The following is a 13053-nucleotide window of genomic DNA, read 5'->3' as shown; positions in this document are numbered from 1 at the left end:
ATGAACGACCACACCCATTTCCAGCCGCTCGGCGGCAATGAAATGCCGCGCTGCGGCGGCATCGCGACGATGATGCGCCTGCCGCACGTGGCGAGCGCCGAAGGCCTCGACGCCTGTTTCGTCGGCGTGCCATTCGATCTCGGCACCTCCAACCGCACCGGCGCGCGCTTCGGCCCGCGCCAGATCCGCACCGAATCCGTGCTGCTGCGCCCGTACAACATGGCGACGCGCGCAGCCCCCTTCGATTCGCTGCAGATCGCCGACATCGGCGACGTCGCGATCAATCCGTACAACCTGCACGATTCCATCGCGCGCATCGAAGCCGCGTACGACGCGATCCTCGAACACGACTGCAAGCCGATCACGCTCGGCGGCGACCATACGATCGCGCTGCCGATCCTGCGCGCGATCCACCGCAAGCACGGCAAGGTTGCATTGATCCACGTCGACGCACACGCCGACGTGAACGACACGATGATGGGTGAAAAGATCGCGCACGGCACGCCGTTCCGCCGCGCGGTCGAGGAAGGCCTGCTGCACGGCGACAAGGTCACGCAGATCGGCCTGCGCGGCACGGGTTACGCCGCCGAGGATTTCGACTGGTGCCGCGAGCAGGGCTTCCGCGTCGTCCAGGCCGAGGAATGTTGGAACAAGTCGCTCGCGCCGCTGATGGAAGAAGTGCGCGCACGCGTCGGCGATACGCCCGTCTACATCAGCTTCGACATCGACGGCATCGACCCGGCCTACGCGCCGGGCACCGGCACGCCGGAAATCGCGGGCCTCACGGTGCCGCAGGCACTCGAGATCATCCGCGGCGCGAAGGGGCTGAACATCGTCGGTTGCGATCTCGTCGAAGTCGCGCCGCCGTACGACCCGTTCGGCACCACGGCGCTGCTCGGCGCGAACCTCGCGTACGAGCTGCTGTGCGTGCTGCCGGGCGTCGCGTACCGCGACTGATCCCGGCACCACCACTATTCCAAATCAAAGGATTCCAGAGGAGCACACATAAAGATGGGGACTTCCGTCAAGCAACCCAAGCGGGCGGCGCTCGCGTCGTTCGTCGGCACCACGATCGAGTGGTACGACTTCTATAGCTACGCGACCGCCGCCGCCATCGTGTTCGGGCCGCTGTTCTTTCCCGGCGAAAACCGCTTCATCAGCCTGCTCGCATCGTTCGGCTCGTTCGCGGTCGGCTTCTTCGCGCGGCCGCTCGGCGGCGTGATGTTCGGCTATCTCGGCGACCGCTTCGGCCGCAAGCGCTCGCTGCTCGCGACGTTGATGCTGATGGCCGTGTCGACGGTCGCGATCGGCCTGCTGCCGACCCATGCGCAAGCCGGTGTGATCGCACCGATCCTGCTCGTGCTGATGCGGGTGCTGCAAGGCATCGCGGTCGGTGGCGAATGGGGCGGCGCGGTGCTGCTCGCCGGCGAGCATGCGCCGGAAGGCAAGCGGACCTTCTTCGCATCGTTCGCGCAGCTCGGCAGCGCGAGCGGCCTGATCCTGTCGATGCTCGCGTTCGGCGCGATCAGCACGCTGTCGAAGGAAGACATGATGAGCTGGGGCTGGCGCGTGCCGTTCCTCGCGAGTTCCGTACTGCTGATCGTCGGCTTCGTGATCCGTGCAAGCGTGTCGGAGTCGCCCGAGTTCGAGGAAATCAAGAAGAGCGGCAACATCGCGCAAAAGCCGCTGCGTGAAGCGCTCAAGTACTGGCCGCTGCTGCTGCTCGCGATCGGCGCGAACGTGTACGGCATCGCCGGCGTGTATTTCAGCAACATCTTCATGATCAGCTACGCGACGCAATTCCTGTCGCTCGACCGGTCGATGGTGCTGCATTGCATGACGATTGTCGCGGTGCTGCAGTTCGTCGTGCAGCTCGCGGCCGCGTTCCTCGCGCAGCGCTTCGGCACCACGCGCGTGCTGCTGATCACCGGCGCATGGGCCGCGATCGTCCCGTTCGTCATGCTGCCGCTCGTGCACATGGGCACGCCGCTGTCGATCACGGTCGGCGTCGGCCTCGCGACACTCGCGGAATCGGGCTATTACTCGGTGGTCGCGGGCTTCGTCAGCGGCATCTTCGTCGCACGCATCCGCTACACGGCGATCTCGATCGCCTACCAGGTGTGCGGCGCGCTCGCCGGCGGCCTCACGCCGCTGGTGGCGACCATCATCGCGCAGAACACCGCGCCGCAATGGTGGCCGCTCGCGATCCAGTACACGAGTGCCGCCGTGCTGTCGTCGCTGTGCGTGTGGCTGATCTCGCGCCGCGTCAGCATCGACGATGCCGGTGCGCCCCGCAAGCAGGACGACGCGCTGCCGCGCGGCGCGCGCACCGTGTAATACCCGCGCACCGGCGCAGGCAGCTTCACCCGCCCGCCCGGTCGTCGCAAGCAAGGGCAGCGCACCGCGCTGCCCTTTTTCATTTGCCCGTACGGAAGTACGAGCGCAAGGCAGGCATCGCGTTGCGCATGCCACCGAGCGCGCAATACGACAGGCCCGCGTTGCCCGCGTCAATGCACCTGGCTGCGCAGCGTCTTCGCGGCGGCGACCATGTTCGTCAGCGCCGGGATCACTTCCGCCCACTGGCGCGTCTTCAGGCCGCAATCCGGGTTCACCCACAGGCGCTCCGCCGGAATCCGTTCGGCCGCCTTCTTCATCAGGCCGACGATATGCGCCTGCGTCGGGATGTTCGGCGAATGGATGTCGTACACGCCCGGCCCGATTTCGTTCGGATACTTGAAGTTGTCGAACGCGTCGAGCAGCTCCATGTCCGAGCGCGACGTCTCGATCGTGATCACGTCCGCATCCATGTCGGCGATCGACGCGATGATGTCGTTGAACTCCGAATAGCACATGTGCGTGTGGATCTGCGTATCGTCCTGCACGCCGTTCGCAGTGATGCGGAACGATTCGACCGCCCAGCGCAGGTACTCGCCCCATTGCGCGCGGCGCAGCGGCAGCCCTTCGCGCAGCGCGGCCTCGTCGATCTGGATCACGCGCACGCCGGCCTTCTCGAGATCGAGTACCTCCTCGCGGATCGCAAGCGCGAGCTGGTAGCACGACACCGAGCGCGGCTGGTCATCGCGCACGAACGACCAGTTCAGGATCGTCACCGGGCCGGTCAGCATCCCCTTCATCGGCTTGTTCGTCAGCGACTGCGCATACGTGATCCATTCGACCGTCATCGCCTTCGGGCGGCTGATATCGCCGAACAGGATCGGCGGCTTCACGCAGCGCGAACCGTACGACTGCACCCAGCCGAACTGGCTGAACGCGTAGCCGTCGAGCTGTTCGCCGAAGTATTCGACCATGTCGTTGCGCTCGGCTTCGCCGTGCACCAGCACGTCGAGTTCCAGTGCTTCCTGCTCGCGCACGCTGCGTTCGATTTCAGCCTGCATCGCGGCCCGGTAGCCCGCATCGTCCAGCGCGCCGGCCTTGAACTGGCTGCGCGCGTGACGGATTTCGCCGGTCTGCGGGAACGAGCCGATCGTCGTCGTCGGGAACGCCGGCAGGTTCAGTCGCGCCGACTGCTTCGGCGCACGCTGCGTATAGGGGCTCACGCGGTTGCCGAGCTGCGCGTCGATCCGCGCGATCGCGGCCTTCACCGCCGGGTTGTTCACGCGCGGCGAGTTGCGGCGCGAATGGATCGCGGCAGCGTTCGCGGCCAGTGCATCGGCCACCTTGTCGCGGCCTTCGTTCAGCGCGGTCGCGAGCACCTTCAGCTCGTCGAGCTTCTGCAGCGTGAACGCGAGCCACGAGCGGATTTCCGCATCGAGCTTCTCCTCGCTCGCGAGATCCACCGGCACGTGCAGCAGCGAGCACGACGGTGCGACCCACAGGCGCTCGCCCAGTTGCTTCGCGAGCGGTTCGAGCCAGTCGAGCGTCGCGTTCAGGTCCGTCTTCCAGATGTTGCGACCGTTGATCGCGCCAACCGACAGCACGCGCTCGGCCGGCAGTTCGCGCACCAGCGCGTCGACTTCGTCGCGGGCGTTGATGGCATCGACATGCAGGCCGTCGACCGGCAGCGAAGCCGCGAGCGTCAGGTTGTCATGAAGCTGGCCGAAGTAGGTGGCGAGCAACAGCTTGATGCGGCGCGTTTCCAGCGCCTCATAGGCGGTGCGTAATGCCTGACGCCACTCGGCGTCGAGTTCGGTGACGAGAATCGGCTCGTCGATCTGCACCCATTCGACGCCCTGCGCGGTCAGCGTGTCGAGCAGCGCGCCGTACACGGGCAGCAGCTTCGGCAGCAGCGCGAGGCGGTCGGAATCGTCCTTCGCTTTGCCGAGCCACAGGTACGTGACGGGGCCGATGATCACCGGCTTCGCGTTCACGCCCTGCGCCTTCGCTTCAGCCAGTTGCTGCAACAGGCGCGACGGGTCGAGCGAGAAATTCGTGTCCGCGTGGAATTCCGGGACGATGTAGTGGTAGTTCGTATCGAACCACTTCGTCATTTCGCCGGCCGCGACGCCGCCGCAGCACGCCGCATGTTCTTCCGCCGACTGTGCCGAACGGCCGCGCGCGACGCGGAAATAGTTGTCGAGCGCATCGCCATGGAAATCCTGCACGCGCTTCGGCAGGTTACCGAGCGTGAAGCTCATGTCGAGCACCTGATCGTAGAACGCGAAGTCACCGATCGGGGCCAGGCCCAGGTCGCGCTGGTCGTTCCAGTGACGCTGCCGCAACTCGGCGCCGAGCGCCTTCAGCTCGTCGCGCGACGATTCGCCCTTCCAGTAGCGTTCGAGACCGAACTTGAGTTCGCGCTTCGCACCGATGCGCGGGAAACCGAGGTTGTGTGTCGTGACCATGAGCTGCCGTCCAGAAGAAGTGAAGATCCGGCAGCCATCATAGGGATTTCAAACCATGAAATAAAATGGCATTATTTCATTCATCCATTAAAGTTGCTCATGCATCTGTTACGCGAGCGATATCCATGCTGGAACGATTCCATCTCGTCGTCATTCGTGAGGTCGAGCGTCAGGGCTCGCTGACCGCGGCCGCCAATACGCTGCACCTCACGCAATCGGCACTCAGCCATACCGTCCGGAAAATCGAGCAGCAGCTCGGCACGCCGATCTGGGATCGGGAAGGTCGCGGCCTGCGGCTTACCCAGGGCGGGCAGTATCTGCTGAAGCTGGCGAACCGGCTGCTGCCGCAGTTCGAGCTCGCAGAGGAGCGGATGAAGCAGTACGCGAAGGGCGAGCGCGGCACGCTGCGCATCGGGATGGAGTGCCACCCGTGCTACCAGTGGCTGCTGAAGGTCGTGTCGCCGTACCTGTCGCGCTGGCCCGACGTCGACGTGGACGTGAAGCAGCGCTTCCAGTTCGGCGGCATCGGCGCTCTGTTCGGCTATGGCATCGACGTGCTCGTGACGCCCGATCCGCTGAACAAGCCGGGCCTGCGCTTCGACCCTGTGTTCGACTACGAGCAGGTGCTGGTGGTCGCCGACTCACACCGGTTCGCGAACGCCGACTACGTGACACCCGAGCAATTGACCGACGAGATCCTGATCACCTACCCGGTCGAGACCGACCGGCTCGACATCTACAACCAGTTCCTGACGCCGGCCGGCATCGTACCGAGGCGGCACAAGTCGATCGAGACGACCGACATCATGCTGCAGATGGTGGCGAGCGAGCGCGGCGTGGCCGCGCTGCCGAGATGGCTGGCCGACGAATACGCCGACCGGATGCCGGTCGTGCCGGTCAAGCTCGGCAAGAAGGGAATCGCGAAGCAGATCTTCCTCGGCATCCGCGAGGCGGATGCGTCGATCGACTATCTGGCCGCGTTCGTCGCGCTGGCGCGCGAATCGACCGGGAGCGCGCCGCGCATGCTGCGCTAGGCGCGCCCCGTTGCAATGCGCGTCAGGCGGCGCGCAGGCCGGTGCGTTCGCCGCGCTCGACCCATGCGCCGAACAGCAGGCCGATCGTCGTCCACATGATCACCTGCATGCCGATCGCCGCAACGCGGAACTTCCACAGCAAGGCCGCCGGGAAATCGGCCGGTAACTCGCTGATCGACGGCAGCCCGATCTGCACGGCCGCGATGATCGCGACAAACACGAGCCCGGCGACGATCGACGCGTTCCACTGGCCGAGCTTCGCCAGCAAATGGCGGCGCACGCTGACCGAGAACACCATCGTCGCGACCGAGATCGCGATCATCAGGAAGAACAGGCCAGTGCGATAGCCGATCGTGTCGGGATCGCCGACCGACGGCGGATTGGCCGGGTACTTGAGGTTCGGCACGATCACGAGCGCGACGAATGACGCCAGTGCGAGCCAGGCGGCCAGCGGCCGTGCCCGGAGGCGGCTGCCTCGCCCGTAGGCATACGCGAAGACCAGCGAGAACAGCCCGCCGAATGCCGCGCCGTAGGTCACGACGCCCGTCAGCAGACCGAGGCCGGCCTGCGTGTGGCGGCTGACCAGCTCGGGCTCCGGTGCGTCGCCCTTGGCGGCGTCGGCTTTTTCTTCGAAGGAGATTGCCTGATCGACTTGCGGTTCGCCGACGACTCTCGCGAAACCGAACGTGAGGAGGCCTGCGGCGATGCCTGCGAGCATCCCGCGCATGAGCAGCTTTCCGACCATCATGAACTCCGCGTCAGTGGCAGGGGAAGCCGAGCAGATGGCGGCCGTCGTGGACGAATTCGTGGACGTACATGCCCGGCACGAGTGACGTCGCACCTTGTTCCGCACCCACGAAATAAAGGGCGAGCAACAGGATCAGGCCGACGAACACGGCCCACGGCAACAGTTCACGGACGGGGATGGGCGCCGGCACGACCGCCGGCTTCAGCACTGCTTCGCTCATGGATGCACCTCAGGGGAATCGCGCCCCGGCAAATGTTGAATGGGTACGAAGGCAGGTCTGGCTTCCGGGATCATGGATTCCCCGGTTACAGTGGCGCGACCGCGCCGGAATTGCACCGGCTTCCGCGTTTCGTATCGGGCGAATTGTACGCGCGAACGTTCGCGTATTGAAGTAATCGCACGGTGGCGATCGCGTCCCGCCCCGGAGCCCCCGAAAACCGACATGAACATGCATGCCTCGCTGCGCCTGATCGCACACGCATCGACCCGGGCGATGCGCACCGGCACGTTTCCCGACGACGATCCGCTCGACGCGCACGGGCTCGCCGAAGCCGCGGCACTGCGCAACCGCTGGACGGACGTCGCCGGCTCGCTCGTGCTGTGCAGCCCGGCCCGCTGTGCGGTGCAGACCGCCGATGCATTCGGACTACGCGCCGACATCGACGACGCACTGCGCGACGTCGACTACCGGAACTGGCGCGGCAAGCGGCTGCACGACCTCGCGCGCGACCTGCCTGACGAATTGAGCGCGTGGATCGGCGATCCGTCCGCGTCGCCGCACGGAGGCGAATCGTTCGACGCAGCCATGCGCCGCGTCGGCGCATGGATGAACGCGCTGCAACACGGCCGCGACATCGTCGCCGTCACGCATGCGCCGATCGTTCGCGCGGCCGTCGCGCATGCGCTGCAGCTGGATCCCGACGCGGCAACCCGCATCGACGTTGCGCCGCTGTCGTGCACGACCTTCGCTGCGTCGCCGCACGGATGGAAGTTGATCGCCGACGACGATCGGCGCGACACTGCCACCTAGCCTCCTGCCGTGTTGCGTTCGCGATATCGCGCACGACGCAAGCCGACGTGCCGCGTCGTATCGCAATCGCATGGCGACGACCACCTTACGTCGCCGTAAGACATACCGTTCGCCATCCCTGCTGTCATCAAACTGACTGCTAGCCGAAGCTAGGATCAGTCGCGGTTCCCTTACGAGATACCGTCATGAATCAACCTGCTTCGTCTGCCCCGAACTCGCCGGGTTCCGTCGAGCGCACCAGACAGCTCGGCTATGCCGTCTTCCTGCTGGTGCTCGCGATCGGCGCGATCTATATCGCCACGCACCTGATCGACGATCTGTCGCCAGTGCGCGAAGGATCGCTGTTCCCGTACCTGATGCTCGGCGCCGCGTTGCTGATCGCGCTCGGCTTCGAATTCGTCAACGGTTTCCACGACACCGCGAACGCAGTGGCCACCGTGATCTATACGCACTCGCTGACGCCGAACGTCGCGGTGATCTGGTCCGGCATGTGGAACTTCCTCGGCGTGATGGTCTCGAGCGGCGCCGTCGCGTTCGGCATCCTGCAGTTGCTGCCGGTCGAGCTGATCCTGCAGGTCGGCAGCGGCGCGGGCTTCGCGATGGTGTTCGCGCTGCTGATCGCCGCGATCGTGTGGAACCTCGCGACCTGGTATTTCGGGTTGCCGTCGTCGAGCTCGCATACGCTGATCGGGTCGATCATCGGCGTCGGGCTGATGAACCAGTTGATGCACGGGCCGTCCGGCACGAGCGGCGTCGACTGGGGCCAGGCGCTCGGCGTCGGCAAGTCGCTGCTGTTCTCGCCGATCGTCGGCTTCCTGTGCGCCGCGCTGCTGCTGCTCGTGCTGAAAGCCCTCGTGCGGGTTCCGGAGTTGTACAAGGAACCGCCGAAGGATCAGCCGCCGCCGTTCTGGATTCGCTGCCTGCTGATCCTGACCTGCACGGGCGTGTCGTTCGCGCACGGTTCGAACGACGGGCAGAAAGGGATGGGCCTCATCATGCTGATCCTGATCGGTACGGTGCCGACTGCCTATGCACTGAACAAGGCCGTCACGCCGGCCGAGACGCAGACCTTCGTTGCGGTCGCAAACCAGGCAGCCACGACGTTCGGGAAGTACACGAACGGCGTCGCACCGTCTGCGAACCCGCGCGCCGACGTCGAGCTTTACGTGCAGCATCGCGAACTGACGCCGGCCGTGATCCCCGCCGTTCAGCAGTTGTCCACGTCGCTCGCGACCGCGGTTGGCGCGTCGGGCTCGATGGCGGCCGTGCCGCAACACGACATCGACAACGTGCGCAATACGATGTATCTGGTGTCCGAAGCAATCCGCCTGATCGAGAAGTCGGGTCAGCCCGCGTTCGCCGCCGACGACAAGCTCGCGATCGACAACTATCGCAAGCAGCTCGACCACGCGACCAAGTTCATTCCGACATGGGTGAAGGTTGCGGTCGCGATCGCACTGGGCCTCGGCACGATGGTCGGCTGGAAGCGGATCGTCGTGACCGTCGGCGAGAAAATCGGCAAGCAGCATCTGAAGTACGGACAGGGCGCGTCGGCCGAACTCGTCGCTATGCTGACGATCGGCGCGGCCGACGTTTACGGATTGCCCGTGTCGACGACTCACGTGCTGTCGTCAGGCGTCGCGGGCACGATGGCGGCGAACGGCTCCGGGCTGCAATGGAGCACGGTGCGCAGCCTCGTGCTGGCGTGGGTGCTGACGTTACCGGCGTCGATCGTGCTTGCCGGCGGGCTCTATTGGCTGTTCCGGTCGGTGGCGTGATTCGCGTTGCGACGGGTGGCCGGTGTGAGCCGGCCGCCTGTCGTGGAAGATTCGCCGCTCGCTTCTCTGCTTCTCTGCTTCTCCGCTTCTCCGCACTGATACGTCGCAGCCTTCGATGTGTCCGTGCGCGTCCCGTGCCCTCTCCTTTCACTTCCGAATTGAAGCGCAAGATCTGGAGCGCACCTGCGCACGAACGTCGCTAGACTGGGTTCATCGACTTTCTTCGTGGCTCCAACCGCGCACGCAATGCTTCCGAGCATTTCGCACGGTTCGGCGCCACATCGCTGACGAACCGAGGGATGCCCGTGAACATCGCCGATCTGCCACCTGCCGTCGAATCGCCGGACATCGCACAACGCCTCGACGCCATCGACTGGCCGACTGTCGGCGCCGAACTCGATCGCTATGGATGCGCGCGCGTGCCGAGCCTGATCTCGGCAAGCGAGTGCGCAGCACTCGCGTCGCTCTATCCGCGCGATGCGCTCTATCGCTCGCGCGTCGTGATGGCACGGCACGGATTCGGCCGTGGCGAATACAAGTATTTCGCGTACCCGCTGCCCGCGGTCATTGCCGAGCTGCGCGCGACGATCTACCCGCATCTCGCACCCATCGCGAATCGCTGGAACCAGGCGCTCGGAATCGACGTCCGCTATCCGAAAGACCACACGACATTCCTCGATCGCTGCCATGCGGCGGGGCAGACGCGACCGACGCCGCTGATCCTGCAATACGGTCCCGACGACTACAACTGCCTCCATCAGGATCTCTATGGCGAGCACGTGTTTCCGCTGCAGGTTGCGATCCTGCTGTCGGCGCCCGGCCGCGATTTCACGGGCGGGGAATTCATGTTGACGGAACAGCGGCCACGCATGCAATCACGAGCGGAAGTGGTGCCGCTGATGCAAGGCGACGCGGTGATCTTCGCCGTGCACGGCAGACCCGTGCAGGGGACGCGCAGCGTCTATCGCGTCAACCTGCGCCACGGCGTGAGCCGGATCCGCAGCGGCCACCGCCACACGGTCGGCATCATCTTTCATGACGCGCAGTGACGACGATCGGGATATGCACGACGCTGCCATGTCGTCCATCATACGCGCGGATCCACGCGGGAAATGCCGCGCATCTGACATGCCAATCGCGCGTGATCGATCAGGGTTCTTAGCGAACGGGTATCACCGCGCGATCAGCTCGTTCATCCGCTGTGGTGGATGACCGCTTTCGCTTCCCGCGATACCTTCACGACACGATAGATCGATGTTCCGAGTGAGCGACAGTGAGCCCAGGCACTCACTTGTCGCAGCACAAAGTCGGCGGAAAATCGGTCTATCCTCGCGCTACATTAACCCGCAGTCTGTCTCCCGAATCGGGAAGTGAGCGACAAGGAGCCCAAACACGCACCTGTCGCAGCACAAAGTCGGCGGAAAATCAGCCTATCCGCGCGCTACATTAACCCGCAGTCTGTCTCCCGAATCGGGAAGTGAGCGACAAGGAGCCCAAACACGCACCTGTCGCAGCACAAAGTCGGCAGAAAATCAGCCTATCCGCACGCTACATTAGCCCGCAGTCTGTCTCCCGAATCGGGAAGTGAGCGACAAGGAGCCCAAACACGCACCTGTCGCAGCACAAAGTCGGCGGAAAATCGGCCTATCCTCGCGCTACATTAGCCCGCAATCTGTCGCCCGCATCGGAGGCGAGCCGTGCATAGCCCGGCAACGTCAGCAGCGCGAGCACGCCCGCCGCGACAAATGCCCAGCGGAAATCGTCGAGCACGTAATGCATGCCGGCAGCATCGCCGCGCACCAACGCCGCGAGCCGCAGCGACAACGCACCGAACGCGATCCCCATCCCGATCGTCATTTGCTGTGCGGCACTCCACAGCGTGCTGGCTGCACTCGTCTGATGAGCCGGGATATCCGCATAGGCGAGTGTCGCGAGCGTCGTGAACTGCATCGACCGCGTGAGTCCGTAGACGAATACGACGAGCAGCGTGATCGTCAGCGGCGTCGACGCGGTCAGCCAGCCGCACGCAATCGTGAAGATGCCGACAATTGTCACGTCGACGAGTGCAACGCGCCGGAAGCCATATCGGTCGAGAATCCAAGACGTTCCCGCCTTCATCCCAAGATTGCCGAGCGCGCTCGCGAGCAGCAACAGGCCGGACTGGAACGGCGACAGCCCGAAGCCGATCTGGAACAACAGCGGCAGCAGGTACGGCACGGCGTTGATCGCCATCCGCGTGATCGAACCGGTGATCACCGTCACCGAGAAGGTCGGCACCTTCAGCGTGGTGAAGTCGAGCAGCGGATGCGCGCAGCGTCGCGCATGCAACCACGCTGCCGCGCCGAACAGCACGCTCGCACCCACCAGGACGCCCGCGCGCGTGAAGTCGACATCCTGCTGGCCGGCCGCTTCTGTACCGATCAACAGACAAGTCAATGCGCCACCGGCCAGCACGAATCCAACCCAGTCGAGCGGCCGTTGCTGGTCGGCCCGCGTGTTCCGGACGATCAGCCAGGTACAGACCAGCGCGGCAATACCGAACGGGACATTCAGCAGGAAGATCCAGCGCCATGACGCATAAGTTGTGATGAAGCCGCCGATCGGCGGCCCGACGACAGGCGCGACGATGCCCGGCCACGTGATCGTCGTGATCGCTCGCATCAGCTTGGCCTTTTCGGTGCTGCGCACGACGATCATCCGTCCGACCGGCACCATCATTGCTCCGCCAACGCCCTGCAGCAGCCGTGCAGCCGTGAACGTCACGACGCCCTCGGACAACCCGCACAGCACCGACGCGCCGGTAAAAACGACGATTGCACTAGCGAACACCGTGCGCGAGCCATAGCGGTCCGCGATCCAGCCGCTGATCGGGATGAACACCGCCAGCGCCAGCATGTAGGCCGTCATCCCCAAGCTCAGCGCGTTCGGCCCGACGCCGAACGAGCGCGCCATTTGCGGCAGCGCAGTCGCGATCACGGTCGTGTCGAGGTACTCCATGAAGAACGTTGCGGCGACGAGATACGGCAAGAAGTCGGTCGTCCGACCACCTTGGGCAGGGCTGTCAGTCATGAACGATGCAGGAGACGGAATGCGAAAAACACCGATCGCCGGCAGATGTGGACAAGCGCCGCGAATCGGGACGAATGGCGATATTACCCCGAAGGGCTTGCTCTCCGCTCTGTAGCGCATGTCGCGTAAACGGACTTTATGCGCATAGATTTCCATGCGGAATTCAGTCCGTGCTCGCCGAGTGTCGCCTGCGATCAGGTCGACGCAGCACGTCGAAAAATGGATGACTCACGCAGTCTTTCGCCAATACGCACCATTCATTGCGCATTTTCGACGAACGTCGTGCATCGTCCGCCATTACAACTTCACCTGTAGACAGAACGATATTGGCTGGGCGCCAACTGAAGGAGTCAGGTATGTGCTGGGGCCGCCGCTCGACCTGATCACCATTGTCGTGAACAGCGGGTGGCTGGATGTTTGAATGGTGGTCTCGGCCCGCGCCGGCTAGCGGTGCGAGGCCAGGCCGATCGGGCCGACCACCTTTTGCGCTGTCCCGTAGATGGCAATCCTGGAGAATCCGCACCCCGGCCCCAGCTCGAGCTGCAGCCTAGCGGCCCATCCCGATCCCCCACGTATTTCCGTCGCCGAAATG

General features: G+C 64.7%; 10 protein-coding genes and 1 riboswitch. Of the genes, 6 read left to right on the top strand and 4 right to left on the bottom strand.

Annotation, left to right across the window (positions count from 1 at the left end):
* Together speB and ACPTTF_RS18940 are read left to right on the top strand one after the other, a co-directional pair.
* Nucleotides 1-957, top strand: coding sequence for an agmatinase (gene speB, locus ACPTTF_RS18945; RefSeq protein WP_011353980.1), 957 nt, complete (start codon nucleotides 1-3; stop codon nucleotides 955-957).
* Nucleotides 958-1011: 54 nt separating this feature from the next.
* Nucleotides 1012-2337 carry an MFS transporter gene (locus ACPTTF_RS18940; protein ID WP_423367740.1) on the top strand — a complete coding sequence of 442 codons (1326 nt, stop codon included), beginning with the start codon at nucleotides 1012-1014 and terminating at the stop codon, nucleotides 2335-2337.
* A 170-nt stretch (nucleotides 2338-2507) separates the two neighbouring features.
* On the opposite strand, the gene metE is transcribed toward ACPTTF_RS18940, so the two are convergent.
* Nucleotides 2508-4802, bottom strand: a complete 2295-nt coding sequence (metE, locus tag ACPTTF_RS18935; protein ID WP_423367739.1) for a 5-methyltetrahydropteroyltriglutamate--homocysteine S-methyltransferase — start codon at nucleotides 4800-4802, stop codon at nucleotides 2508-2510.
* A gap of 125 nt (nucleotides 4803-4927) precedes the next feature.
* Here metE and ACPTTF_RS18930 point away from each other — a divergent pair, with 125 nt between their 5' ends.
* Nucleotides 4928-5836 (top strand): LysR family transcriptional regulator, encoded by a 909-nt coding sequence (locus tag ACPTTF_RS18930; RefSeq protein ID WP_423367738.1) that lies wholly within the window; start codon nucleotides 4928-4930, stop codon nucleotides 5834-5836.
* Between the two features lie 22 nt (nucleotides 5837-5858).
* Here the strand turns inward: ACPTTF_RS18930 and ACPTTF_RS18925 are convergent, their stop codons facing one another.
* Both ACPTTF_RS18925 and ACPTTF_RS18920 read right to left on the bottom strand, forming a co-directional pair.
* Entirely contained in the window at nucleotides 5859-6581 is a 723-nt protein-coding gene (locus ACPTTF_RS18925; protein ID WP_166966013.1) for a CbtA family protein, read from the bottom strand.
* A gap of 13 nt (nucleotides 6582-6594) precedes the next feature.
* Complete coding sequence (locus ACPTTF_RS18920) at nucleotides 6595-6804, bottom strand: CbtB domain-containing protein (RefSeq protein ID WP_006488502.1); 210 nt, start codon at nucleotides 6802-6804, stop codon at nucleotides 6595-6597.
* 33 nt (nucleotides 6805-6837) lie between these two features.
* A riboswitch (cobalamin riboswitch) is annotated at nucleotides 6838-6976 on the bottom strand.
* Between the two features lie 50 nt (nucleotides 6977-7026).
* Here ACPTTF_RS18920 and ACPTTF_RS18915 point away from each other — a divergent pair.
* The 3 genes from ACPTTF_RS18915 (at nucleotide 7027) to ACPTTF_RS18905 (ending at nucleotide 10441) form a co-directional block, all read left to right on the top strand.
* Entirely contained in the window at nucleotides 7027-7614 is a 588-nt protein-coding gene (locus tag ACPTTF_RS18915) for a histidine phosphatase family protein (protein ID WP_423367737.1), read from the top strand.
* A gap of 185 nt (nucleotides 7615-7799) precedes the next feature.
* Nucleotides 7800-9392, top strand: coding sequence for an inorganic phosphate transporter (locus tag ACPTTF_RS18910; RefSeq protein ID WP_423367736.1), 1593 nt, complete (start codon nucleotides 7800-7802; stop codon nucleotides 9390-9392).
* 305 nt (nucleotides 9393-9697) lie between these two features.
* Nucleotides 9698-10441 (top strand): 2OG-Fe(II) oxygenase, encoded by a 744-nt coding sequence (locus tag ACPTTF_RS18905; protein ID WP_423369843.1) that lies wholly within the window; start codon nucleotides 9698-9700, stop codon nucleotides 10439-10441.
* 595 nt (nucleotides 10442-11036) lie between these two features.
* Here ACPTTF_RS18905 and ACPTTF_RS18900 read toward each other — a convergent pair.
* Complete coding sequence (locus ACPTTF_RS18900) at nucleotides 11037-12461, bottom strand: DHA2 family efflux MFS transporter permease subunit (protein WP_423369842.1); 1425 nt, start codon at nucleotides 12459-12461, stop codon at nucleotides 11037-11039.
* Nucleotides 12462-13053: the final 592 nt, after the last annotated feature.

The organism is Burkholderia crassaminum (assembly GCF_964265005.1).
Taxonomy (GTDB): Bacteria; Pseudomonadota; Gammaproteobacteria; order Burkholderiales; family Burkholderiaceae; genus Burkholderia.
Note: the sequence above shows the minus strand (reverse complement) of the source record. Positions and strands in the feature narration are given on the sequence as shown.